The organism is Streptomyces sp. NPDC052109, from assembly GCF_040680195.1.
Classification (GTDB): Bacteria; Actinomycetota; Actinomycetes; order Streptomycetales; family Streptomycetaceae; genus Streptomyces.
The window spans coordinates 1,157,057-1,181,095 of the sequence record NZ_JBFAWF010000001.1 but is presented as its reverse complement, the minus strand read 5'-3'; the positions used below and the strand labels follow the sequence as shown (position 1 = coordinate 1,181,095).

Genomic DNA, 24,039 nt, shown 5'->3' with positions numbered 1-24,039 from the left:
GCCTGCCCGCGGTGCCGGGGGCGGCCGGGTCCGGACGGGTCAGGCCTCCGTCTGCTGTCCGTTGGCGGTGTCCTCGGCGATGCGCTCGTGGTGCCGGATCACCTCCGCGATGATGAAGTTCAGGAACTTCTCGGCGAAGGCCGGGTCGAGCTTGGCGTTCTCCGCGAGGCGGCGCAGCCGCTCGATCTGGCGGGCCTCGCGCGCCGGGTCGGCGGGCGGCAGCTGGTGGACCGCCTTGAGCCGGCCGACCTGCTGGGTGGCCTTGAAACGCTCGGCGAGGAGATGGACGACGGCCGCGTCGATGTTGTCGATGCTGTCGCGCAGCCGCTCCAGTTCCTGACGGACGTCGGGGTCCACGTCACCGGTTCCGATGTTGCTGGTGGTCATGCACGTCACCCTATGGGTTGTCCGGGCCGGACCTCCGGGCTGTCCGGAGAGTGGATCATCGGTGGATCGTCCGGATCGGGGACGCGGTCGCTCCAGCCCCCGGGCACGCTGCGGCCCTGCTGGGCGCGGAAGCGCACCGGGGCGAGGCCCACACGCCGGGTGAACAGCCGGGAGAAGTACGCGGGGTCGTCGTAGCCGACGCGGCGGGCGACGGCCGCGACGGGCAGCTCGGTGGCGGCGAGCAGTTCCTTGGCCCGGCCCAGCCGGATGCCGAGCAGGTAGTCCTTGGGACTGCAGCCCGCGGCCCGGCGGACGGCACTGCGCAGCTCGGCGGGGGTCATGCCGTGCACGCGCGCGTGGTCGGCCACGCTCATCGGCGTGCAGGCGTCCCGCGCGAGCGCCCGGAGCACCTGGTCGCCGTCCGGGGCGAGGTCGGCGCGGGCGCGGCGCAGGGCGACGAGGAGCTCGTGCACGGCGGCGCCGGTCTCCACCTCCAGCAGCGGGTTGCCGCGGCGGGCGGCGCGGGCGATGCGGGCGACCACCGCGCGGGGCCCGGAGGCGTCGGAGAGCGGGACGACGGGCCGCTCGGGTTCGATGTAGCCCAGCTCGGTGTAGGTCGTGGCGGCGGGCCCGGCGAAGTCGACGAAGCCCTCGTCCCAGCCGGTTGCCGGGTCGGGCGCGTAGTGGTGGGGCACGCCGGGGGTGAGCCAGAGCAGCGCGGGCGCGATGACGGTGGTGCGGCGGCCGTCGGCGCCCCGGTACCAGCCGCGGCCCGAGCTGATCACGACGGCCACGTGATGGTCGAGGGTCCGCGGGCCGACCGTCGGCAGCGCGCCGTGCTGGAGGCCCACGCCGAGACAGACGAGACCGAGGCGGTGGTGCGCCGGGCCGGGGCTGAAGAACCGCATCCAGGTCTGGTACATGGGCGCTCCTCCCGGGCGTGCTCCGAGGCGGGCTTCTGTCCGGGGCGAGCCCGGGTTTCGTCCAAGCAGCGCCGATCTTCGTCCATGACGCCGACCGCCGAAAAGGGGTGGGCCGGGGCGCTTGGCGCGTTCCTGGTGGGGGATACCGATGTCCTGCCCGACGGCCGGCCGGTACGGCCGCTGTCGGGGGCGCTCCACTGCTTCCGGGTGCACGTGGAGCGCTCGCGGCACCGGCCGGCGATGCTGCGGGCGATGGGCCTGAACTGCGTGCAGACGTACGTCCCCTGGAACCTGCGCCGGCCGGCCCCGGGCCGCCATCGGGACGTGCGGGCGCTCGGGCGGTTCCGGGACGCGGTCGTGGACGCGGGCCTGTGGGCGATCGTGCGGCCGGGCCCCCGCATCTGCGCGGAGTCGGAGAGCGGTGGGCTGCCGCCCGGGGTGACGGGCGACGTCCCGTCCCGGTGCTGCGGGAGGGCGGGAACGAGGTCCGGGACCCGGAGCTGCAGGAGACGGACCCGGACCGGCGCGCCGCCTGCTGACCGTGTGACCGGGCGTCCGTCCCGCCTACAGTGGAGGGGAGTTCCGGCGTCTTTGGGGGTGCGGACGTGGCGAACGGCGGACCGGTCCAGCACGGCTACCCGCACCTGGAAACGGTGCGGGCCGCCATCACCGCGCTGTACAGGCGCCTGTCCTACGACACCGTGCAGACGTTCGCCACCAGCCTGGCCCCCGCCGACGTGGCCTTCTGCGACACCGACGACCTGCACCTGGGCGCGCAGCGGGTGGCCCGCGAGATCGTCCGGCACTTCCGGCTGCCGGACGCGCGCCTGATCGTCGGCTTCCGGGAGATGACCCACGCGGCGAACGTCGAACTGGCGGCGGGCCCGGAGTACTTCGTGGAACTGAACGACCGTTTCCGCACCCACCGCAGGGACATCGGCGCGGCACTCGCCCACGAGGTCGCGCACGTCTACCTGCACCGCCTGGACCTGTCCTTCCCCACCACGGCGGAGAACGAGATCCTGACGGACGCGGTGACGACCTATCTCGGCGCGGGCTGGCTGCTGCTGGACGCCTTCCGGGAGGACGGGGTCTCCTCGCAGAAGCTCGGGTACCTCACGCCGGAGGAGTTCGGTTACGTCCTGGCCAAGCGGGCGCTGCTGTTCCACGAGGACCCCTCGGTCTGGTTCACCAGCCCGCAGGCGTACGACGCGTACGTCAAGGGCATGGCCCGGGCCCGCCAGGACGAGCAGCAGCCGCCGCTGACCGGGGCCGGCTGGGCGGGCCGGCGCCGCTACGCCCACGACCGCCGGCACGCGCACTCCGTCGCACCGGAGGCGCCCTACGCCTTCACCCCCGACCCCGCCGGCCACCTCCGCGTCTCCTTCCCCTGCCCCACCTGCCATCAGCGGATCCGGGTACCGGTGAGGGGGCGGGTACGGGCGCGGTGCGGGTTGTGCCGGACGGTCCTGGAGTGCGACACCTAGGGCGTGTGTCGAAGTGCCTGGTGAGGATGGCGGAGAGCCCACCCGCGATCCAGAATGATCGGATGGTCACGCTTGAGACTGCCCGTTTGATCCTGCGTCGCTGGCGCGAGGAAGACGTTGCGCCCATGGCTGCCATCAATGCCGACCCCGAGGTCATGCGGTGGATCCGTGACGGCAGCATCCGTGACGAACAGCAGACACGCGGGGGGATCCAGGCTTGGGAGAGCGAGTGGGAGTCCGAGGGCTTCGGCCTGTTCGCCGTGGAGATCCGGTCCACTGGCGAGCTGGCCGGGTTCACCGGCCTTTCGGTGCCCCACTTCCTGCCGGAGGTACTGCCGGCGGTTGAGGTCGGCTGGCGGCTGGGACGTTCCCACTGGGGCCAGGGCCTGGCCACCGAGGCCGCTGCGGCCGCCGTACGGTTCGGGTTCGAAGAACGAGGGCTGAGGCGGATCGTCAGCATCACTCAAGTGGGCAACGACGCCTCCGAACGGATCATGACCAAGCTGGGGATGCATCCGGTCCGTGAGACCGTCAATCCCACCGGTGGCCGGCGAGTACGGGTGTTCGAGCTGTCGTCGGACCAGTACGTCACAACCACTCGTTGACGGCGGCAACGAGGACGGTGGCCTCGTAGCTTCGGTGGCCGGCCACCGCTGGACCCGCGCTTCTCGCGGTTGCGGACTTGGTCGGCCTTGTCCGGAATAGATCATCCCACGACCAAGGTCTACTCTCGATACACGCCCCGGGCGCCGTAGACCGCCCCGGGCGGTTCCGCCGCGGCCAGCAGCTTGCGCGCCGCCTCCCCCGCCTCGGCCGGCGTCCACCGCGCCCCCCTGTCCACCGTCGGTCCGGGCCGCCAGCCCTCCATGACCGTGATCCGGCCGCCCTCCGCCTCGAAGACGCGGCCGGTCACCCCCGTGCTCGCGGCCGAGCCCAGCCAGACCACGAGCGGGGAGACGTTCTCGGGCGCCATGACGTCGAAGCCGGTGGCCGGGGCCGCCATGGCCGCCGCGAAGGTACGTTCCGTCATGCGGGTGCGGGCGGCGGGCGCGACGGCGTTGACCTGGACCCCGTAGCGGGCCAGTTCGGCCGCCGCGACCAGGGTCAGCCCGACGATTCCGGCCTTGGCGGCGCTGTAGTTGCCCTGCCCGAGCGAGCCCAGCAGTCCGGCCCCGCTGCTGGTGTGGACGATCCGGGCCTCGGGGAAACGCCCGGCCTTGGCCTCGGCCCGCCAGTGCGCGGCGGCGTGTTTCAGGGGCAGGAAGTGGCCCTTGAGGTGGACACGGATCACGGCGTCCCAGTCGTCCTCGCCGAGATTGACCAGCATCCGGTCACGCAGGAAGCCGGCGTTGCTGACCAGCGTGTCGAGCCGCCCGTACGCGTCCAGGGCGGTACCGACCAGGGAGGCGGCGCCGTCGGTCGTGGCGATGTCACCGCGGTGCGCGACCGCCTCGCCGCCGGCCGCCCGGATCTCGGCGGCGACGGCCTCGGCCGGGCTCTCCGCACCGGGCGCTCCGTCCAGCGCGACACCCAGGTCGTTGACGACGACCCGGGCCCTCTCGGCCGCGAAGGCGAGGGCATGGGCCCGGCCGAGCCCACGGCCGGCCCCGGTGACGGCGACGACCCGGCCTTCGCAGATTCCGGTCATCTCACTTCCCCTTGTCGCGGTTGACGGTTGTGGCGTCCAGAAAGGCGGGGCGCTCCCCGCCGCCGTGCACGTGCAGACTGGCTCCGGTGATGTAGGCCGCCGCGTCGGAGGCGAGGAAGACGGCGGCGGCGCCGACGTCGTCGGGGGCGGCCAGCCGGCCCAGCGGGACGGTGCGGGAGACGGCGGCGACGCCGTCCGGTCCGCCGTAGTGCAGATGTGAGAGCTCGGTGCGGACCATGCCGACCACGAGCGTGTTGACGCGGACCTCGGGCGCCCACTCCACGGCCATGGAGGCGGCCAGGTGCGCGAGGCCCGCCTTGGCCGCGCCGTAGGCGGCCGAGCCGGGCGAGGGGCGGTCGCCGCTGACACTGCCGGTCATCACGACCGACCCCCGGCTGCGCCGGAGGTGCTCGTACGCGGCGAGGGAGGCGGTCAGCGGGGTGATCAGGTTCAACTCGACGACCCTGGCGTGCCGTTCGGCCTCGGCATCCGCGAGCCGTCGGTACGGCGTGCCGCCCGCGTTGTTGACCAGCACGTCCAGCCGGGGCAACGCGGCGAAGAAGGCTCGCACGGCGGGCGGGTCACGCAGGTCGAGTGGGCTGAACTCGACGCCCTTCAGGGGCCGTTCCGGCGGTCTGCGGGCGCAGGCCAGGACCCGGGCGCCGGTCTCGGCGAACGCCCGGGCGATCCCGGCCCCGACGCCCCGGGTACCGCCGGTGACGACCACGGTCCTCTCGCGCGGCCCGTTGTCCACAGGGTGCGCTATCGAGTTGTCCACAGGCCCTCCCGCTCGTCTGCGCCGACTGCTAGCTTCGAAGCCTCACACCTAACAAATGTTTGGTGGAAAGGTAGCTGATGCGCCCATGGGTGTCTCCCGTTCGTCCCCGGAAAAAGGGATTGCCGCGGTCACCGTCGACTTCCCGCCGGTGAACGCGCTGCCGGTGTCCGGCTGGTTCGCCCTGGCCGACGCGGTGCGCGCGACCGGCCGCGACGCCGATGTGCGGTGTGTGGTGCTGGCCGCCGAGGGCCGCGGGTTCAACGCGGGCGTGGACATCAAGGAGATACAGACGCGGGGACAAGAGGCGCTGATCGGTGCCAACCACGGCTGCGCCGAGGCCTTCGCCGCGGTGTACGAGTGCGCGGTCCCGGTCGTCGCGGCGGTGCAGGGTTTCTGCCTGGGCGGCGGGATAGGCCTGGCGGGCAACGCGGACGCGATCGTGGCGAGCGAGGACGCCGTCTTCGGGCTGCCCGAGCTGGACCGTGGCGCGCTGGGGGCCGCCACCCATCTGGCCCGGCTGGTCCCGCAGCACCTGATGCGCGCTCTGTACTACACGGGGCGCACCGCGAGCGCCGAGGAGTTGCACCGGCACGGCTCGGTGTGGCGCGTGGTGCCGCGCGCGCAGTTGCGGGCGGCGGCGCTGGAGCTGGCACGCGAGATCGCCGCCAAGGACGGGCGGCTGCTGCGCATGGCCAAGGCCGCCATCAACGGCGTCGACCCGGTCGATGTGCGCCACAGCTACCGCTTCGAACAGGGCTTCACGTTCGAGGCCAACCTCAGCGGACTGGCCGACCGGGTCCGCGACGCGTTCGGGAAGGAGGGCACGTAGATGGGCGACAAGACGATGACCGCCGACGAGGTGGTCTCCCGGCTGGGGAGCGGCATGACCCTCGGCATCGGCGGCTGGGGTTCCCGCCGCAAGCCGATGGCGCTGGTCAGAGCGCTGCTGAGGACATCGATCAGCGACCTCACGCTCGTGTCGTACGGCGGCCCGGACGTCGGGATGCTGGCCGCGGCCGGCCGGATCCGCAGGCTGGTCACCGCCTTCGTCACGCTCGACTCCATCCCGCTCGAACCGCACTACCGTGCGGCGCGCGAGCGGGGCGCCTTCGAGCTGACCGAGATCGACGAGGGGATGTTCCAGTGGGGCCTCAAGGCCGCGGCGCACCGGCTGCCCTTCGTGCCGGTGCGGGCGGGCCTCGGCTCGGACGTCATGCGGGTCAACCCCGGCCTGCGGACGGTCACTTCGCCGTACGCGGACGGGGAGACGTTGGTGGCGATGCCCGCCCTGCGGATGGACGCCGCCCTGGTCCACGTGGGCCGCGCCGACCGGCTGGGCAACGGGCAGTGTCTGGGCCCGGACCCGTACTTCGACGACCTGTTCTGCGAGGCGGCGGACGCGGCCTACGTCTCGTGCGAGCGGATCGTGGACACGGCCGAGCTGACCAAGGAGGCGCCCCCGCAGTCACTGCTCCTCAAACGGCTCGCGGTGACCGGCGTGGTGGAGGCCCCGAACGGCGCGCACTTCAGCTCCTGCGCTCCGGACTACGGCAGGGACGAGGAGTTCCAGAAGCTGTACGCGTCCATGCCCTGGCCGGAGTTCACCGACCGGTTCCTCGGCGCCGACGAGAGCGCCTACCGGACGGCGGTCAAGGCATGGCGGCAGGAGGAGCGATGAAGGGCACCCGCACCCCGTCCTCCCCGCCCACCGGCGCCCCCCTCTCCCCGCCCACCCGCGCCGAGTACTGCGTGATCGCCTGCGCCGACGCCTGGCGCGGCGCCGGGGAGATCCTGGCCGGACCGATGGGCCTGATCCCCTCCCTGGCCGCACGGCTGGCCCGGCTCACCTTCGCGCCGGACCTGCTGCTGACCGACGGGGAGGCGCTGCTGGTCCGCCCGGACGGCACGCCCGAGGGCTGGCTGCCGTACCGGCAGCATCTGGACCTGGTGGCGGGTGGTCGCCGGCACGTGATGATGGGCGCGAGCCAGATCGACCGGTACGGCAATCAGAACATCTCCTGCGTCGGAGACTGGGCCCACCCGCGCCGGCAGCTGCTCGGGGTGCGCGGGGCGTCCCTCAACACGCTCAACAATCCGACGAGTTACTGGATACCGAGACACTCCCGACGTGTGTTCGTGGAGCACGTGGACATGGTGTGCGGGGTGGGGTACGACCGGGCGGCGGGCCTGGGCTCCTCGGCCCGCTTCCACGACCTCGTCCGGGTCGTCTCCGACCTCTGCGTCCTCGACTTCGCCACCCCGGACCACTCGATGCGGCTCGCCTCGCTGCATCCGGGGGTGAGCGTGGAGCAGGTGTGCGAGGCGACGGGCTTCGAACTCGCCGTGCCGGACGAGGTGCCCCGCACCCGGGAGCCCGAGGCGGAGGAACTGCGGCTGATCCGTGAGGTGCTGGACCCCGACGGGGCACGGGCGCGTGAGGTGCCCGGCCCCCCGAGGGGGTGAGGTCGTGCGGGAGACCGCGCTCACCCGGCTGGTCGGGGTGCGCCATCCGATCGTGCAGACCGGGATGGGCTGGGTGGCAGGCCCGCGGCTGGTCTCGGCGGCGGCGAACGCGGGCGCGCTCGGCATCCTGGCCTCCGCGACGATGACGCCGGACCGGCTGCGTGAGGCGATACGGGAAGTGAGGTCGCGTACCGACGCGCCGTTCGGGGTGAATCTGCGGGCCGACGCGGGCGATGCGGCCGACCGGGTGGAGATCATGCGGGCGGAGGGCGTCCGGGTGGCCTCCTTCGCCCTGGCCCCCTCGCGCGAGCTGATCACCCGGCTCAAGGAGGCGGGGGCGGTCGTCATCCCGTCCGTCGGGGCGCGCCGGCACGCCGAGAAGGTGGCCGCGTGGGGTGCGGACGCGGTGATCGTGCAGGGTGGCGAAGGTGGCGGGCACACCGGCGAGGTCGCGACGAGCGTGCTGCTGCCGCAGGTGGTGGACGCGGTGGACATCCCGGTCGTGGCGGCGGGCGGCTTCTTCGACGGGCGGGGTCTGGTGGCGGCGCTGGCCTACGGGGCGGCCGGGGTGGCCATGGGCACGCGGTTCCTGCTCACCTCCGACTCGACCGTGCCGGAGGCCGTGAAGGCCCGGTATCTGGCGGCGACGGTCCGCGACGTCACGGTGACCCGGGCGGTGGACGGGCTGCCGCACCGGATGCTGCGCACCGACCTGGTGGACGCGCTGGAACGGTCGGGCCGCATACGGGTCCTGGCCCACGCGCTGCGGAAAGCGGCCGGTTTCCGGCGGCTGTCGGGGCTGACGTGGCGGCAGCTGTTCCGGGACGGCCTCGCGCTCAGACACGGCAAGGAGCTGTCCTGGAGCCAGGTGCTGCTGGCCGCGAACACCCCGATGCTGCTGAAGTCCGCGATGGTGGACGGGCGTACGGACCTCGGGGTGATGGCGTCGGGGCAGGTCGCCGGGGTGATCGACGACCTGCCGTCGTGCGCGGAGCTGGTGGAGCGGATCGTCAAGGAGGCGGAGGAGGTGCTGGAAGGGCTGAGCGGGGCAGCGCTCTGAAGAGGCGCGGGGGACCGCACGACCAGCCGTGGCGCCGCCGCAGCCGCAGCCACGTCCCGCTCTTCCGGACCGCCGAACCCCTTACGGAGCGGCTTTCACTCAGAGCCGTTCGATGATCGTCACGTTGGCCTGGCCGCCGCCCTCGCACATGGTTTGCAGGCCGTAGCGGCCGCCGGTGCGCTCCAGTTCGTGCAGGAGGGTCGTCATCAGGCGGGCGCCGGTCGCGCCGAGCGGATGGCCGAGGGCGATCGCGCCGCCGTTGACGTTGACCTTGTCGGGGTCGGCGCCGGTCTCCCGCAGCCAGGCGAGGACGACCGGGGCGAAGGCCTCGTTGATCTCCACGAGGTCGATGGCGTCGAGGGCCAGACCGGTCTTCTTCAGGGCGTGCGCGGTGGCCGGGATGGGCGCGGAGAGCATCCGGATGGGGTCCTCGCCGCGCACGCAGAGATGGTGGACACGGGCACGCGGGCGCAGTCCGTGGTCACGTACCGCCCGTTCCGAGGCGAGCAGCAGGGCGGCGGCGCCGTCGGAGACCTGTGAGGAGCAGGCCGCGGTGACGGTGCCGCCGTCGAGGACGGGTTTCAGCGCGGCCATCTTCTGCAGGGAGGTGTCACGCCGCGGGCCCTCGTCGACGGCGACCTGGCCGTAGGGGACGGTCTCGCGGTCGAAGCGGCCGGTGTCCATGGCCCGGATCGCCCGCCGGTGCGAGCGCAGGGCGAACTCCTCCTGCTCCTCGCGGCCGATACCCCACTTGGCGGCGATCATCTCGGCACCGCTGAACTGGTTGACGGGCTGGTCGCCGTAGCGGGCGCGCCAGCCGGTGCTGCCGAGGAAAGGACCGTCGGTCAGGCCGAGGGGCTCGGCGGCCTGCCGGGAGGCGAAGGCGATCGGGATCTGGGACATGTTCTGCACCCCGCCGGCGATCACCAGGTCCTGGGTGCCGGACAGCACGGCCTGCGCGGCGAAGTGCACGGCCTGCTGCGAGGAGCCGCACTGCCGGTCGACGGTCACGCCCGGCACCTCCTCGGGGAGCCCGGCGGCCAGCCAGCAGGTCCGGGCGATGTCCCCGGCCTGCGGCCCCACCGCGTCCAGACAGCCGAAGACCACGTCCTCCACGGCTGCCGGGTCGATGCCGGCCCGCTCCACCAGCGCCTTGAGCACATGCGCGCCCAGGTCGGCCGGGTGGACCGCGCTGAGCCCTCCCCCGCGCCGCCCGACGGGCGTGCGGACCGCTTCGACGATGTAGGCCTCGGCCATGCCGACTCCCTCACTGGAAAGGGGCGTTATGCGAACGGTGTCACTCGCGTACGGCGATCCCGTCCAGCACCATCGACAGGTACTGGCGGGCGATCTCCTCGGGGCTGTGCTGTCCGCCGGGCCGGTACCAGGAGGCGGCGACCCACACGGTGTCGCGCACGAACCGGTAGGTGAGGCGGACGTCGAGGTCGGCGCGGAAGACGTGCTCGGCGACCCCGCGTTCCAGCGTGCTGAGCCATGCCTTCTCGAACCGGCGCTGGGAGTCGGCGAGGAACGCGAACCGGTCCTGGGCGACGAGCTGCTTGCTCTCCTTCTGGTAGATCGCGACGGCCGCGCGGTGCCGGTCGATCTCCCGGAAGGACTCGGTGACGAGCGCCTCCAGCGTCTCGCGGGGCCCGAGCCCTGCGGCGAGGACGGTGTCGTAGCCGTCCCACAGCTCGTCGAGGAAGGTCCGCAGGATCTCCTCGAGCATCGACTCCTTGGAGTCGAAGTGGTAGTACAGGCTGCCCGCGAGCATCCCGGCGTGGTCGGCGATCCTGCGGACGGTGGTGGCGTTGTAGCCGTGCTCGGCGAACACCTCGGCAGCGGTGCTGAGGAGTTCGCCGCGCCGGGCGGCCGCCGCGGTCACCTGGGGCTTCTTCTTGGTCGGCACGCACCCATTCTGGTCCTAGGCATGCTGGCTGCTGACGGCGACGACCTCGCCGGTCATGTAGGAGGAGTAGCCGGAGGCCAGGAACACGATCACGTTGGCCACCTCCCAGGGCTCCGCGTACCGTCCGAAGGCCTCGCGCCCGGTCAGCTCCTGGAGGAGTTCCGCGGACGTGACCTTCACCAGGTGCGGGTGCATGGCGAGGCTCGGGGCGACCGCGTTGACCCGCACGCCGTAGGGGGCGGCCTCGATCGCGGCGCAGCGGGTCAGCGCCATCACCCCGGCCTTGGCAGCGGCGTAGTGCGCCTGACCGGCCTGGGCGCGCCAGCCGACGACGGAGGCGTTGTTGACGATCACCCCGCCGCCCCTCTCCCGCATGGACCGCAGGGCCGCGCGCGTGCACCGGAAAGTGCCGTTGAGGGTGACGTCCAGCACCCGGGACCACTGCTCGTCGGTCATGTCGACGAGGTGCGAAGTCCCGCCGAGGCCTGCGTTGTTGACGACGACGTCCAGCCGCCCGTGCGCGGCCGCGGCCGTCTCGAACAGCGCCCGCACCTGGCCCTCGTCGGTGACGTCGCAGGGCACCGCGGTCACCGCGCCCGGGAACTCCCGGCCCAGTTCGGCCTCGTACTCCTTCAGCCGGCGGGTGTGCGCGTCACTGATGACGACGCGGGCGCCCTCCTCCAGGAAGCGGCGCGCGGTCGCTCCCCCGATGCCGGCGCCGGCCGCCGCGGTGATGACGGCGGTGCGGCCCCGGAGCAGTCCGTGCCCGGGGACGTAGACCGGGCTCTCGACGCCTGTCATACGGCCACGCTAACCTACCAAACACTTGTTAGGGAAGGTCGAGGGAAGAAGGTGCCGGCGGTGGACCTCACCCACTCCGCGGCCGACGAGGAGTTCCGCGCCGAGGCCCGGGCCTGGCTCGCCGCGCATGTGCCGGGCACGCCGCTGCCGTCCCTGGAGACGGCGGAGGGCTTCGCGGCCCACCGCGCCTGGGAGGCCGAACTGGCCGCGGACCGCTGGTCGGTGGTGTCGTGGCCGGAGCGGTACGGCGGCCGGGGTGCGGGGTTGCCGCGCTGGCTGGTCTTCGAGGAGGAGTACTGGGCGGCGGGCGCGCCGGGCCGCGTCGGCCAGAACGGGATCAGCCTGCTCGCGCCGACACTCCTCGACCACGGCACCGAGGAGCAATGCGCGCGGGTGTTGCCGCCGATGGCCACGGGCGAGGTGGTCTGGGCGCAGGCCTGGTCCGAGCCGGAGGCGGGCTCCGACCTGGCCTCGCTCACCTCCAGGGCGGTGCGAACGGACGGCGGCTGGCTCCTGCGCGGGCAGAAGACCTGGTCGTCGCGGGCGGCCTTCGCCGACCGGGCCTTCGGGCTGTTCCGCAGCGATCCGGCGGCGCCGAAACCGCACCAGGGGCTCACGTATCTGATGTTCGACCTGCGGGCACCGGGAGTCACGGTCCGTCCGATCGGCCGGCTGGACGGCAAGCCCGCCTTCGCCGAGCTGTTCCTGGACGACGTGTTCGTGCCGGACGAGGACGTGATCGGCGAGCCCGGTCAGGGCTGGCGGATCGCGATGTCCACGGCGGGCGACGAACGCGGGCTCACCCTGCGCTCACCGGGCCGCTTCCTCGCCTCGGCGCACCGGCTGGTGGAGCTCTGGCGCTCGCGCGGCTGCCCGGAGCACGCCCGCGCCCGGGTGGCCGACGCCCTGATCGGCGCCCGCGCCTACCAGCTGTTCACCTACGCGGCCGCCTCCCGCTTCCTGGCCGGCGAGGAGCTCGGCCCCGCGTCCAGCATGAACAAGATCTTCTGGTCCGAGCTGGACCTCGCGCTGCACGAGACGGCGCTCGATCTGCTGGGGGAGGAGGGCGAGCCGGCCGACACCGCGTGGTCCGAGGGATATGTGTTCGCGCTCGCCGGGCCCATCTACGCGGGCACCAACGAGATCCAGCGGGACATCATCGCCGAGCGGCTGCTCGGCCTGCCGAAGGGACGCCGCTGATGCGTTTCCTGCTCGACGCCGAACAGCACGCCTTCACCGACTCCCTGCACGCGATGCTGTCAGGGGCCGACACCCCGGTGGTGATCCGCGACTGGAGCCGCGGCGACCACGGGAGCGGGCGGGCGTTGTGGTCACGGATCGCCGAGGCGGGGGTCTTCGGCCTCGCGGTGCCGGAGGAGTACGGGGGGCTGGGGCCTCATTCCGTGGAACTTGCCCTGGCCTTCGTGGAGTTGGGCCGACACGCGGTGCCCGGCCCGCTGGTGGAGACGGTCGCGGCGGCCGTACTGGTCCAGGACCTCCCGTCGGCCGGGCGTTTCCTGCCGGGGCTGGCGGCCGGGACGGAGCTCGCGACCGTGACGACGCCAAAGGCCTACGCCCCCGACACCGGCGCGACCGACCCCGGCCCACCGCCCGAGATCCCCGAATCCACCGCCTGCCTGACCTCCCACACAGCCAACCCCACCTCCCCCCTCACCCCCGGCACCGCCAAGGCCCTTCGCCACCCGGCCCCCGGCACCGCCAAGGCCCCCACCCGACCAGCACCCGGCACCGGCACCGCCGAGGCCACCCCCCGTCTGGCCCTCGACGCCGACGCGGCCGGCCTCCGTCTCGTCCTCACCGCAGACGGCCTGTACCTGTCCACCGGCGCCGTCGGCCCGGTGCTCCGCTCCCTCGACCCGGCCCGCCGTCTGGCCCCGCTCAGCCCGGACGGCGAGCTGCTCACCCCCGATCCCCCGCGCGACCGCGCCCTGACCTGGGCCCGTCTGGCCACGGCCGCCCAGGCCCTCGGCGTCGGACTCGCCCTGCTCGACCGCACGGTCGCCTACGTCGGGCAGCGCACCCAGTTCGGCGTCCCCGTCGGCTCCTTCCAGGCGGTCAAGCACCGCCTCGCCGACGCCAGGACGGCGCTGGAGTTCGCCCGCCCGCTGGTCCTCGGCGCGGCGATATCGCTCCGCCCGGCGGACGTGGCGGCAGCGAAGCTGAAGGCGTGCGAGGCGGCGTACGGCGCCGCACGTGCGGCGCTGCAGCTGCACGGCGCGATCGGCTACACCGCGGAGTACGACCTGTCCCTGTGGCTGACCAAGGCCCGCGCCCTGCGCACGGCGTGGGGCACGCCCGAGGAGTGCCGCGAGCTGGTGCTCGACGACGCGCTCAGCGGACCAGCAGGCGCGTGAGCGAGGTCCGGGCGCCTTCCAGGCGGGCGATGCGTTCCTCGATGCCCTGCAGTTGCTCCAGCAGCACCGGGGCGAGACAGGGCTCGGCCTCCGCCTCGCTGCCGCCCACGCAGTCCAGCACCTCGCGGATCACCCGGGTGGGCAGGCCGGCGTCCAGAAGGCTGCGGACGCGGCGTACGGTCGCGGGCGCGTCGGCGTCGTACACCCGCCGTCCGCCGGGGGTGCGGTCGGGCAGGAGCAGGCCCTGTTCCTCGTAGTACCGCAGCAGCCGGACGCTCACGCCGGTCGCGCGGGCCAGCTCCCCGATCTTCATATGCCCCCCTCACGACGGCCCCGATGGGCTTGAAGCTCACATCCATGTGAGCTCCGGGCGTCACAGCCATGACGAACCCGAATGTGTTCCGCATCGGTGGCGACCTCGAGGTGCGCCGGATCGGCTACGGCGCGATGCGCCCGGCGAACGCCCCGCACGAGCGGTCCGGCATGACCGCGCCGATCTGGACCGCGCCCACCGACCGCGCCGACACCTTCGGCCTCCTGCGCACGGCGGCCGAGCTGGGTGTGAACCTCTTCGACACCGCCGATGCCTACGCCCTGGGCGCGAACGAGGAGTTGCTGGCGGAGGCGCTCCAGCCGTACCGCGACGGCATCGCGATCGCGACCGAGGCGGGTCTGCTCAGGCCCGGACCCACCGAGTGGATCACCCATGGACACCCGGCCTGTCTGCGCCAGCAGGCCGAGTTGAGCCTGCGGCGGCTGCGTACCGACCGCATCGACCCGGACTACCCGCTCGCGGACCAGATCGGAGCGCTCAAGCAGCTCCAGGAGGAGGGCAGGGTACGGCACATCGGGCTGTCGGAGGTGACGCTGGAGGAGCTGACCGCCGCCGGCGCCATCGCACCGATCGCCGGCGTGCAGAACGTGTACAACCCGGCCACGCGCGGCCACGACCCGGTGATCGACCACACGGCCGAGCGCGGTATCGCCTTCCTGCCGTACTTCCCGGTGGCGCTGGGCGGGCACGCGGCCGAGGGCGGGGCGCTCGCCGAGGTCGCCTCCGAACTCGGGGCCACCCGCGCCCAGACGGCCCTCGCCTGGCGGTTGCACCGGGCACCGAACGTGCTTCCCATCCCGGGCACCTCCTCCCCCGCCCATCTCGCCGAGAACGCCGGCGCTCTCGGGCTCTCCCTCACCGAGGAGCAGTTCAAGCGGATCGACGCGGCGGGGTGACCCGGGCCGGCCGGACGACGCCCGCGGCGCGTGCGGCTGCGAGCCACCGCGGGAACTCCCCGACGAGCCGGTCGTACAGTTCGCCGTCGGAGACGCCTCGCGGGTCCTGGCCGACGTGGAAGAAACCGGCGTTGTCCACGATCCGCCGGCCGGGCACGGCCAGCTCGTCCAGCTTGCGCAGGAAGTCGAACTGCCGGCTGTCCGGGTCGCCGAAGCCGACGAACTGCCAGAACAGGGGCAGTTTGGCCGCCTTGCACAGATAGCGTTCGGCGGCGAGCTTGTTGATCGGGCCGCCGTCGGTCTGGAAGACGACGAGGGCGGGGTCGGTGGCACCGCTGTCCAGGTAGTGGTCGATGACGGCGTCCATGGCCAGGTGGTAGCTGGTCCTGCCCATGTGCCCGAGCCCGGCCACGATCCGCTCGACGCTGCCCTCGTGCCCGTCGAGGGCGATGTCGGTGACCGCGTCGACGTCCGTGGAGAAGAACACCACCGGCACCCGGCCGTCGTCGTCCAGGTGCGCGGACAGGCCCAGCACCCGGTCGGCGAGGGTCTGCACGCTGCCGTCCTGGTAGTACGGCTTCATCGAGCCGGAGTAGTCGACCACCAGGTAGACGGCGGCGCGCAGCCCGTCCAGGCCGTGCTTGGCAAGCGACACTCCGGCCGACCTGTAGGCGCCGGCGAGCGCGGGCGCGGTCTGTTCCACCTTGCTGAGACTGATCGCGGCCATGCGTCCCCCTCGGCTGTCCCTCACCGCCCCCGGCTGTCCGGAGGCCGAGCCTACGTGATCGACAGCCCCAGGTGACGCTCCTGTCACATGGGTTCGCTATTTTGTTCGCCGCCGACCCCACCGGCTCTTTCCGTCCCCTTCTCTCTGCGAGGAGCCGGCCGTGGCCGCCGATTCCGCCATCACCACCTGCTTCCGTCATCCGCAGGTGGAGTCCCATGTCCGCTGCACCCGATGCGATCGCTACATCTGCCCGTCCTGCATGCGCGAGGCCGCCGTCGGTCATCAGTGCGTGGAGTGCGTGAAGGAGGGAGCACGGTCGGTGCGGCAGGCGCGCACCGCGTTCGGCGGCCGGATCAGCGCCGTACCGCTGGTGACGTACGTGCTCGTCGGGCTCAATGTGCTCGCCTACCTCGCCGAGTTGGCCCGGCCGTCGATCGAGGACCGCTTCGCCATGCTCGGCACCGTGCCCGCGGGGTACCTGCCGGAGGGCGTCGCGCACGGCGAGTGGTACCGACTGCTGACCGGCGCGTTCCTGCATCTGACGCCCACCGAGGGCACGTTCGGCGTCACGCACATCCTGTTCAACATGCTCGCGCTGTGGAACATCGGCCGCGTGGTCGAGGCGCAGCTCGGCCGGGTCCGCTATCTCGCCCTGTATCTGCTGTCGGCGCTGGGCGGCTCGGTGCTGGTACTGCTGCTCGCACCCACGGACTTCACCGTCGGCGCCTCCGGCGCGATCTTCGGTCTGGGCGCCGCGTACTGGGTCATGGGCCGCCGCCTCGGCCACGACATGCGAGCGGTCAACCAGTACATGGCCGGCCTGCTGCTGTGGATGGTGATCTCCGCCTGGGCGACCTCCTGGCAGGCCCACCTCGGCGGTCTCCTCTCGGGCGCGGTGGTCACGCTGGCGTACGCGTACGCGCCCCGCGACGGCCGGCGCACGCTGGTCCAGGCGGGGGTGTGCGTGGCGCTGCTGGCGCTGCTGCTGGTGCTCACGTGGATGAAGGTGACATCGCTGACGGCCTGAGCGGGCGCGGGACAGCCGGGTGCCCGGCGGATGCGGCCGACCGTACGCTTCCGGCCATGCCCGAGCATCCGTGGTTCGTCATCGAACCGGAAGTCGACGATGAGTTCGAGTTCACCGACGACGAGCACGCCTTCGCGGCCGCGCTGCGGGAGCGCACCGCCGGTTGGGCCGAGGCCCATGTCGGCGGAGACGTCCTGCGGTCGGACGCCTGGGACTCGCTGGTCGTCTCCCTGTCCTTCGGCGATCCGTGAGCGCGACACCACTGATCGACGTCGGCGTGCACTTCTACGGCGTCCGGGTCCGTGGTGACCGTCTGCGCAACCAGCTGTTCACCCTGACCGACCGCCCCTCCGGCTGGGGTCTGGAGGCCACCGGCACCGTCGAGGAGCCGGCCGACCGGTCGGCGCGGTGGTTCCGCACGGTGCTGGACAAGCCCGTCGTGCTCTACGTCTGGCTGAACGACGAGTGGTACGCCTACGCGGCACGGTTCGCCTTCGCCGACGACGACCAGACGATCTCCCAGTCGTACGACAGGGACCTGGCCCCGGCGGGGCAGGCGGAGGAGCTGATCGCGGCCGGCCATGTGCCGGCCGTGGCTGGATCCAGACGGTCGGCCTGCCCACTCCCACGCTGTACCAGCACATCCGCGGCGATCCGGGCAGGGCCGTCCTGCCGCCCGGAGTGCGGGCCGTCACCGAGCGTGGCCCGCTCGCCGGCGTCTGGTACGAGTAGCCACGGCCCGCGGAAAAGCAACGACGCCTGCCCGGGCGTCCGGTCGGGGACAGGGCAGGCGTCGTCAGGTGTTCCGTACGCCTTTGTACGGGACGTCTGTGGGGATGCCGTCAGACCGCCAGGGCGCGGTCGGTCGGGCGGATCGGGGCCGGCAGGTCGCTGGCACCGGTCAGGAACCGGTCGACACCGCGGGCGGCCGAGCGGCCCTCCGCGATCGCCCACACGATGAGGGACTGCCCGCGGCCGGCGTCACCGGCGACGAACACACCCGGCACGTTGGTCTGGAAGTCGGCGTCGCGGGCGATGTTACCGCGTGCGTCGAGCTCCAGGCCGAACTGGTCCACCAGGCCGTTCTCCCGGTCGGTGCCGGTGAAGCCCATGGCCAGCGTCACCAGCTGGGCGGGGATCTTGCGCTCGGTGCCCGGCTTCTGGGTCAACTTACCGTCGACGAACTCCACCTCGGCCAGGTGCAGCCACTGCACGTTGCCGTCCTCGTCGCCCTCGAAGTGGGTGGTGGAGGCGGAGTAGATCCGCTCGCCGCCCTCCTCGTGGGCCGAGGTGACCTTGTACAGGATCGGGAAGGTCGGCCAGGGCTGGTTCGTCGCGTGCCGCTCGTCGTTCGGGCGGGGCATGATCTCCAGCTGGGTGACGGAGGCCGCGCCCTGCCGGTGGGCGGTACCCACGCAGTCCGCGCCGGTGTCACCGCCGCCGATGACGACGACGTGCTTGCCCTCCGCCGAGATCGGGGCGGTGACGTAGTCGCCCTCCTGGACCTTGTTGGCCAGCGGCAGGTACTCCATGGCCTGGTGGATGCCCTTGAGCTCGCGGCCGGGGACGGGGAGGTCACGGGCCGTGGTGGCGCCGGCGGCGATCACGATCGCGTCGTAGCGCTTCTTCAGGTCGCGGGCGTTGATGTCGCGGCCGACCTCGACACCGGTACGGAAGCGGGTGCCCTCCGCGCGCATCTGCTCGATACGGCGGTTGATGTGCCGCTTCTCCATCTTGAACTCGGGGATGCCGTACCGCAGGAGGCCTCCGATGCGGTCCGCGCGCTCGTAGACGGCGACCGTGTGTCCGGCCCGGGTCAGCTGCTGGGCGGCGGCGAGACCCGACGGACCCGAGCCGATGACCGCGACCGTCTTGCCGGACAGGCGCTCGGGAGCCTGCGGGGCGACGGTGCCCGCGTCCCACGCCTTGTCGATGATCGAGACCTCGACGTTCTTGATGGTGACCGGCGGCTGGTTGATGCCGAGCACACACGCCGACTCACAGGGAGCCGGGCAGAGGCGACCGGTGAACTCCGGGAAGTTGTTGGTCGCGTGCAGGCGCTCGGACGCGGCCGTCCAGTCCTCGCGGTAGGCGTAGTCGTTCCACTCGGGGATCAGGTTCCCCAGCGGACAGCCGTTGTGGCAGAACGGGATGCCGCAGTCCATGCACCGGCTGGCCTGCTTGCTGATGATCGGCAGCAGGGAGCCGGGGACGTAGACCTCGTTCCAGTCCTTGACGCGCTCACCGACGGGACGGGTCCGGGCGACCTCGCGGCCGTGGTTCAGGAAGCCCTTCGGGTCAGCCATTGATCGCCGCCTCCATCATCTTCTCGGTGATCTCGGTCTCGGAGAGACCGGCTCGCTCGGCGGCGTCCTTGGCGGCGAGCACTGCCTTGTACGTGCTGGGGATGATCTTGCTGAACCGGGCCACGGACGCGTCCCAGTCGGCCAGCAGCTTCTCGGCGACGGTCGAGCCGGTCTCCTCGGCGTGGCGGCGCACCACGTCGTGCAGCCACTGCCTGTCCGTCTCGTCCAGGGCCTCGACCGACCCGGCGTTGCCGACGTTGACGTTGTCGCGGTCGAGGTCGATGACGTAGGCGATGCCGCCGGACATGCCCGCCGCGAAGTTGCGGCCGGTCGGGCCGAGGACGACCGCGTGACCACCGGTCATGTACTCGCAGCCGTGGTCGCCCACGCCCTCGGAGACGACCAGCGCGCCGGAGTTGCGGACGCAGAAGCGCTCACCGGTGCGGCCGCGCAGGAACAGCTCGCCGCCGGTGGCGCCGTAGCCGATGGTGTTGCCCGCGATGGTCGAGTACTCGGCGAGGTGGTCGGCGGCCCGGTCCGGGCGGACGACGATCCGGCCGCCGGAGAGGCCCTTGCCGACGTAGTCGTTGGCGTCGCCCTCCAGGCGCAGCGTGACGCCGCGCGGCAGGAACGCGCCGAAGGACTGGCCGGCCGAACCGGTGAAGGTGATGTCGATGGTGTCGTCGGGCAGGCCCGCGCCGCCGAACTTCTTCGTCACCTCGTGGCCGAGCATGGTGCCGACCGTGCGGTTGATGTTGCGGATGGCGACCTGGGCGCGCACCGGCTGGGCCTCGGTGGCGTCATTCGCGGCCAGCGCGTCGGCGGAGAGCTTGATCAGCTCGTTGTCCAGCGCCTTCTCCAGGCCGTGGTCCTGGGCGACCAGCTGGTGGCGGGGGGCGCCCTCGGGCAGGTCCGGCACGTGGAACAGCGGCTCCAGGTCCAGGCCCTGCGCCTTCCAGTGGTCGACGGCCCGCTGGACGTCGAGCGCCTCGGCGTGGCCGACGGCCTCCTCGATGGAGCGGAAGCCCAGCTCGGCGAGGATCTCGCGGACCTCCTCGGCGATGAACCGGAAGAAGTTCACCACGTACTCGGCCTTGCCGGCGAAGCGGTCGCGCAGGGTCGGGTTCTGGGTGGCGATGCCGACCGGGCAGGTGTCCAGGTGGCAGACGCGCATCATCACGCAGCCGGAGACGACGAGCGGAGCGGTCGCGAAACCGAACTCCTCGGCGCCGAGCAGCGCGGCGACGACCACGTCACGGCCGGTCTTCAGCTGGCCGTCCGTCTGGACCACGATCCGGTCGCGCAGGCCGTTGAGCAGCAGGGTCTGCTGGGTCTCGGCGAGGCCCAGCTCCCAGGGACCGCCCGCGTGCTTCAGCGAGGTCAGCGGGGAGGCACCGGTACCGCCGTCGTGACCCGAGATCAGCACGACGTCCGCGTGCGCCTTGGACACACCGGCCGCGACCGTGCCGACGCCGACCTCCGACACCAGCTTCACGTGGATACGTGCCGCCGGGTTGGCGTTCTTGAGGTCGTGGATCAGCTGGGCCAGGTCCTCGATGGAGTAGATGTCGTGGTGCGGCGGCGGGGAGATCAGGCCGACGCCCGGCGTCGAGTGTCGGGTCTTGGCGACCCACGGGTAGACCTTGTGGCCGGGCAGCTGGCCGCCCTCGCCGGGCTTGGCGCCCTGGGCCATCTTGATCTGGATGTCGTCCGCGTTGACCAGGTACTCGGAGGTCACGCCGAAGCGGCCGGAGGCGACCTGCTTGATCGCCGAGCGGCGCGCGGGGTCGTAGAGGCGGTCCGGGTCCTCGCCGCCCTCGCCGGTGTTGGACTTGCCACCCAGCTGGTTCATGGCGATGGCGAGGGTCTCGTGCGCCTCCTTGGAGATGGAGCCGTACGACATGGCGCCCGTGGAGAAGCGCTTGACGATCTCGCTCACCGGCTCGACCTCGTCGACGGAGATCGGCTGCCGGTCGGACTTGAAGCCGAACAGGCCGCGCAGCGTCATCAGGCGCTCGGACTGCTCGTTCACCCGGTCCGTGTACTTCTTGAAGATGTCGTAGCGACCGGTGCGCGTGGAATGCTGCAGGCGGAAGACCGTCTCCGGGTCGAACAGGTGCGGCTCGCCCTCGCGGCGCCACTGGTACTCGCCGCCGATCTCCAGCGCGCGGTGCGCCGGGGCGATGCCGGAGGGCGGGTAGGCCTTGGCGTGGCGGGCAGCGACCTCCTTGGCGATGACGTCGATGCCGACGCCGCCGATCTTGGTGGCGGTGCCGTCGAAGTACTTCTCGACGAAGGCCTCGTCCAGGCCGACGGCCTCGAAGACCTGGGCGCCGCGGTAGGAGGCGACGGTGGAGATGCCCATCTTCGACATGACCTTCAGGACGCCCTTGCCGAGGGCGTAGATCAGGTTCCTGATGGCCTTCTCCGGCTCCAGGCCGTCCAGGAAGGTGCCGGCGCGCAGCAGGTCCTCGACCGACTCCATCGCCAGGTACGGGTTGACGGCGGCGGCGCCGAAGCCGATCAGCAGGGCGACGTGGTGGACCTCGCGGACGTCGCCGGCCTCGACCAGCAGGCCCACGTGGGTGCGCTGCTTGGTGCGGATGAGGTGGTGGTGGACGGCCGCGGTGAGCAGCAGCGACGGGATCGGCGCGTGCTCGGCGTCCGAGTGGCGGTCCGACAGGACGATCAGCCGGGCGCCGTTCTCGATGGCCGCGTCGGCCTCGGCGCAGATCTCCGCGATGCGCGCGGCGAGGGAGTCACCGCCGCCGGAGACCCGGTACAGGCCCGACAGGGTGGCGGCCTTGAAGCCCGGCATGTCGCCGTCGGCGTTGATGTGGATGAGCTTGGCCAGCTCGTCGTTGTCGATGACCGGGAAGGGCAGGGTGACCGAGCGGCAGGAGGCGGCCGTCGGGTTCAGCAGGTTGCCCTCCGGGCCCAGCGACGAGCGCAGGGAGGTGACCAGCTCCTCGCGGATCGCGTCCAGCGGCGGGTTGGTGACCTGTGCGAACAGCTGGGTGAAGTAGTCGAAGAGCAGCCGCGGGCGCTCGGACAGGGCCGCGATCGGCGAGTCCGTGCCCATGGAGCCGATCGGCTCGGCGCCGGTGCGGGCCATCGGCGCGAGAATGACGCGCAGCTCCTCCTCGGTGTAGCCGAAGGTCTGCTGGCGGCGGGTGACCGAGGCGTGGGTGTGGACGATGTGCTCGCGCTCGGGCAGGTCGCCCAGCTCGATCTCGCCGGCCTCCAGCCACTCGGCGTACGGCTTCTCGGCGGCGAGGGCCGCCTTGACCTCGTCGTCCTCGATGATGCGGTGCTCGGCGGTGTCGACCAGGAACATCTTGCCGGGCTGCAGCCGGCCCTTGCGGACGACCTTGGCCGGGTCGATGTCGAGGACGCCGACCTCGGAGCCGAGGACGACCAGGCCGTCGTCGGTGACCCAGTAGCGGCCGGGGCGCAGACCGTTGCGGTCGAGCACGGCGCCGACCTGGGTGCCGTCGGTGAAGGTGACGCAGGCGGGGCCGTCCCAGGGCTCCATCATCGTGGAGTGGAAGCCGTAGAAGGCGCGCCGGGCCGGGTCCATGGAGTCGTGGTTCTCCCACGCCTCCGGGATCATCATCAGCACGGAGTGCGGCAGCGAACGGCCGCCCAGGTGCAGCAGCTCGAGCACCTCGTCGAAGGAGGCCGAGTCGGAGGCGTCCGGCGTACAGACCGGGAAGACGCGCTCCAGCTTCTCCTTGGGGCCGAACAGGTCGGAGACCAGCTGGGACTCGCGGGCGCGCATCCAGTTGCGGTTGCCCTTGACGGTGTTGATCTCACCGTTGTGGGCGACGAAGCGGTACGGGTGCGCGAGCGGCCACGACGGGAAGGTGTTCGTGGAGAACCGGGAGTGCACGAGCGCGATCGCGGAGGCGAAGCGGCGGTCGGACAGGTCCGGGAAGAAGGGCTCCAGCTGGCCGGTGGTCAGCATGCCCTTGTACACGATCGTGCGCGCGGAGAGCGACGGGAAGTAGACACCGGCCTCGCGCTCGGCGCGCTTGCGCAGCACGAACGCCTTCCGGTCCAGCGCGATGCCCTCGCTGGCGTGGTCGGCGACGAAGATCTGCCGGAAGAGCGGCATGGTGGAGCGGGCGGTGGCGCCGAGCAGTTCGGGCGCGACCGGGACCTCACGCCAGCCGAGGACGTTCAGACCCTCCTCGTCGGCGATCGTCTCGATCTGTGAGACGGCCTCGGCGGCCCCGTCCACCGGCAGGAAGGCGATACCGACGGCGTAGGAGCCGGCGGCGGGCAGCTCGAATCCGGCCACCTCGCGGAAGAACGCGTCGGGCACCTGGGAGAGCAGGCCCGCGCCGTCACCCGAGTCGGGCTCGGAGCCGGTGGCACCGCGGTGCTCCAGGTTGCGCAGCACGGTGAGCGCCTGCTCGACAAGCGTGTGGGACGCCTCGCCGGTGAGGGTGGCGACGAAACCGACGCCACAGGCGTCGTGTTCGTTGCGGGGGTCGTACATACCCTGCGCAGCAGGGCGAGCATCCATGAACGACCAGTTCTGGCCATTCGCGGAATGCTGGGACGGCTGGCGCGGCGTACGCATCGGCTCTCCCGTCGTCGTCATGAGGCATGTGGCAAGTGCCGAGGGACGACGTTGGCCCTCTGCGAAGTGGCGAAATTTCGTGCAGGTTACATGATGGAGCGGTTCTCGGGAAGCGGATACTCCGTTCCAACATGCGGACGCCACGGCGTCCGTGGCGTGTGCCGCACGGTGGCGGCGGTGGTGCCGCACAGGGCGGCAGGGGGGTCGCGCGGGGCGGCCCGGGTGCCGCGCGGTGGCGGCGAACGCGTGAGGGGAACCGCTGCGGACAAGATCGGTCGGATCGGCGTCCGGCGGCCCGAGGGGGGCGGGAGGAGCGGTTCACTCAGCCCG

At 72.1% G+C, this 24,039-nt stretch carries 22 protein-coding genes and 1 pseudogene; 12 read left to right on the top strand and 11 right to left on the bottom strand.

Going from position 1 to position 24,039, the window contains the following annotated elements:
• Nucleotides 1-39 precede the first annotated feature (39 nt).
• Both AB0L59_RS05400 and AB0L59_RS05395 read right to left on the bottom strand, forming a co-directional pair.
• Complete coding sequence (locus tag AB0L59_RS05400; protein WP_365579405.1) at nucleotides 40-387, bottom strand: chorismate mutase; 348 nt, start codon at nucleotides 385-387, stop codon at nucleotides 40-42.
• A gap of 5 nt (nucleotides 388-392) precedes the next feature.
• On the bottom strand, nucleotides 393-1,310 hold the full coding sequence (locus tag AB0L59_RS05395) for an AraC family transcriptional regulator (RefSeq protein WP_365579403.1): 918 nt from the start codon (nucleotides 1,308-1,310) through the stop codon (nucleotides 393-395).
• 84 nt (nucleotides 1,311-1,394) lie between these two features.
• Between AB0L59_RS05395 and AB0L59_RS05390 the strand changes: the two are divergent.
• The 3 genes and pseudogenes from AB0L59_RS05390 to AB0L59_RS05380 all read left to right on the top strand — a co-directional run.
• A pseudogene (locus tag AB0L59_RS05390) lies at nucleotides 1,395-1,757 on the top strand (beta-galactosidase); the annotation flags it as partial.
• A gap of 158 nt (nucleotides 1,758-1,915) precedes the next feature.
• On the top strand, nucleotides 1,916-2,797 hold the full coding sequence (locus tag AB0L59_RS05385) for a hypothetical protein (RefSeq protein WP_365579401.1): 882 nt from the start codon (nucleotides 1,916-1,918) through the stop codon (nucleotides 2,795-2,797).
• 62 nt (nucleotides 2,798-2,859) lie between these two features.
• Complete coding sequence (locus AB0L59_RS05380) at nucleotides 2,860-3,402, top strand: GNAT family N-acetyltransferase (protein WP_365579399.1); 543 nt, start codon at nucleotides 2,860-2,862, stop codon at nucleotides 3,400-3,402.
• A 119-nt stretch (nucleotides 3,403-3,521) separates the two neighbouring features.
• On the opposite strand, the gene AB0L59_RS05375 is transcribed toward AB0L59_RS05380, so the two are convergent.
• Together AB0L59_RS05375 and AB0L59_RS05370 are read right to left on the bottom strand one after the other, a co-directional pair.
• Nucleotides 3,522-4,445, bottom strand: coding sequence for an SDR family oxidoreductase (locus AB0L59_RS05375; RefSeq protein WP_365579397.1), 924 nt, complete (start codon nucleotides 4,443-4,445; stop codon nucleotides 3,522-3,524).
• Between the two features lies 1 nt (nucleotide 4,446).
• Nucleotides 4,447-5,223 (bottom strand): SDR family oxidoreductase, encoded by a 777-nt coding sequence (locus AB0L59_RS05370; RefSeq protein WP_365579395.1) that lies wholly within the window; start codon nucleotides 5,221-5,223, stop codon nucleotides 4,447-4,449.
• Between the two features lie 85 nt (nucleotides 5,224-5,308).
• On the opposite strand from AB0L59_RS05370, the gene AB0L59_RS05365 reads away from it, so the two are divergent.
• From AB0L59_RS05365 to AB0L59_RS05350, 4 genes are read left to right on the top strand one after another with little or no spacing between them, the layout of a single operon-like run.
• On the top strand, nucleotides 5,309-6,052 hold the full coding sequence (locus AB0L59_RS05365) for an enoyl-CoA hydratase family protein (RefSeq protein WP_365579393.1): 744 nt from the start codon (nucleotides 5,309-5,311) through the stop codon (nucleotides 6,050-6,052).
• Nucleotides 6,053-6,901, top strand: a complete 849-nt coding sequence (locus AB0L59_RS05360; RefSeq protein WP_365579391.1) for a CoA-transferase — start codon at nucleotides 6,053-6,055, stop codon at nucleotides 6,899-6,901. It begins immediately after the preceding gene.
• On the top strand, nucleotides 6,898-7,686 hold the full coding sequence (locus AB0L59_RS05355) for a CoA-transferase (RefSeq protein WP_365579389.1): 789 nt from the start codon (nucleotides 6,898-6,900) through the stop codon (nucleotides 7,684-7,686). The genes AB0L59_RS05360 and AB0L59_RS05355 overlap by 4 nt, the downstream gene beginning before the upstream one ends.
• 4 nt (nucleotides 7,687-7,690) lie before the next feature.
• Nucleotides 7,691-8,746 carry a nitronate monooxygenase gene (locus tag AB0L59_RS05350; RefSeq protein WP_365579387.1) on the top strand — a complete coding sequence of 352 codons (1,056 nt, stop codon included), beginning with the start codon at nucleotides 7,691-7,693 and terminating at the stop codon, nucleotides 8,744-8,746.
• A gap of 99 nt (nucleotides 8,747-8,845) precedes the next feature.
• On the opposite strand, the gene AB0L59_RS05345 is transcribed toward AB0L59_RS05350, so the two are convergent.
• From AB0L59_RS05345 to AB0L59_RS05335, 3 genes are read right to left on the bottom strand one after another with little or no spacing between them, the layout of a single operon-like run.
• Complete coding sequence (locus AB0L59_RS05345; protein WP_365579385.1) at nucleotides 8,846-10,003, bottom strand: acetyl-CoA C-acetyltransferase; 1,158 nt, start codon at nucleotides 10,001-10,003, stop codon at nucleotides 8,846-8,848.
• A gap of 40 nt (nucleotides 10,004-10,043) precedes the next feature.
• Nucleotides 10,044-10,655: a TetR/AcrR family transcriptional regulator gene (locus tag AB0L59_RS05340; RefSeq protein ID WP_365579383.1), complete on the bottom strand. Its 612-nt coding sequence runs from the start codon at nucleotides 10,653-10,655 to the stop codon at nucleotides 10,044-10,046.
• Between the two features lie 15 nt (nucleotides 10,656-10,670).
• Nucleotides 10,671-11,456, bottom strand: a complete 786-nt coding sequence (locus AB0L59_RS05335) for an SDR family oxidoreductase (protein ID WP_365579381.1) — start codon at nucleotides 11,454-11,456, stop codon at nucleotides 10,671-10,673.
• Nucleotides 11,457-11,516: 60 nt separating this feature from the next.
• On the opposite strand from AB0L59_RS05335, the gene AB0L59_RS05330 reads away from it, so the two are divergent.
• Both AB0L59_RS05330 and AB0L59_RS05325 read left to right on the top strand, forming a co-directional pair.
• Nucleotides 11,517-12,656 (top strand): acyl-CoA dehydrogenase family protein, encoded by a 1,140-nt coding sequence (locus AB0L59_RS05330; RefSeq protein WP_365579379.1) that lies wholly within the window; start codon nucleotides 11,517-11,519, stop codon nucleotides 12,654-12,656.
• On the top strand, nucleotides 12,656-13,831 hold the full coding sequence (locus tag AB0L59_RS05325) for an acyl-CoA dehydrogenase family protein (RefSeq protein WP_365579377.1): 1,176 nt from the start codon (nucleotides 12,656-12,658) through the stop codon (nucleotides 13,829-13,831). The genes AB0L59_RS05330 and AB0L59_RS05325 overlap by 1 nt, the downstream gene beginning before the upstream one ends.
• On the opposite strand, the gene AB0L59_RS05320 is transcribed toward AB0L59_RS05325, so the two are convergent.
• Nucleotides 13,809-14,144 (bottom strand): MerR family transcriptional regulator, encoded by a 336-nt coding sequence (locus AB0L59_RS05320; protein ID WP_365579375.1) that lies wholly within the window; start codon nucleotides 14,142-14,144, stop codon nucleotides 13,809-13,811. The genes AB0L59_RS05325 and AB0L59_RS05320 overlap by 23 nt on opposite strands.
• A gap of 68 nt (nucleotides 14,145-14,212) precedes the next feature.
• On the opposite strand from AB0L59_RS05320, the gene AB0L59_RS05315 reads away from it, so the two are divergent.
• Nucleotides 14,213-15,061: an aldo/keto reductase gene (locus AB0L59_RS05315; protein WP_365579373.1), complete on the top strand. Its 849-nt coding sequence runs from the start codon at nucleotides 14,213-14,215 to the stop codon at nucleotides 15,059-15,061.
• On the opposite strand, the gene AB0L59_RS05310 is transcribed toward AB0L59_RS05315, so the two are convergent.
• Nucleotides 15,036-15,788, bottom strand: coding sequence for a VWA domain-containing protein (locus AB0L59_RS05310; protein ID WP_365579371.1), 753 nt, complete (start codon nucleotides 15,786-15,788; stop codon nucleotides 15,036-15,038). The genes AB0L59_RS05315 and AB0L59_RS05310 overlap by 26 nt on opposite strands.
• 160 nt (nucleotides 15,789-15,948) lie before the next feature.
• Between AB0L59_RS05310 and AB0L59_RS05305 the strand changes: the two genes are divergently transcribed.
• Nucleotides 15,949-16,815 (top strand): rhomboid family intramembrane serine protease, encoded by an 867-nt coding sequence (locus AB0L59_RS05305; RefSeq protein ID WP_365579369.1) that lies wholly within the window; start codon nucleotides 15,949-15,951, stop codon nucleotides 16,813-16,815.
• A gap of 56 nt (nucleotides 16,816-16,871) precedes the next feature.
• Nucleotides 16,872-17,066 (top strand): hypothetical protein, encoded by a 195-nt coding sequence (locus tag AB0L59_RS05300; RefSeq protein WP_365579367.1) that lies wholly within the window; start codon nucleotides 16,872-16,874, stop codon nucleotides 17,064-17,066.
• Nucleotides 17,067-17,657: 591 nt separating this feature from the next.
• Here the strand turns inward: AB0L59_RS05300 and AB0L59_RS05295 are convergent.
• Entirely contained in the window at nucleotides 17,658-19,121 is a 1,464-nt protein-coding gene (locus AB0L59_RS05295; protein ID WP_365579365.1) for a glutamate synthase subunit beta, read from the bottom strand.
• Nucleotides 19,114-23,709 (bottom strand): glutamate synthase large subunit, encoded by a 4,596-nt coding sequence (gene gltB, locus AB0L59_RS05290; RefSeq protein ID WP_365579531.1) that lies wholly within the window; start codon nucleotides 23,707-23,709, stop codon nucleotides 19,114-19,116. The genes AB0L59_RS05295 and gltB overlap by 8 nt, the downstream gene beginning before the upstream one ends.
• Between the last annotated feature and the right edge of the window lie 330 nt (nucleotides 23,710-24,039).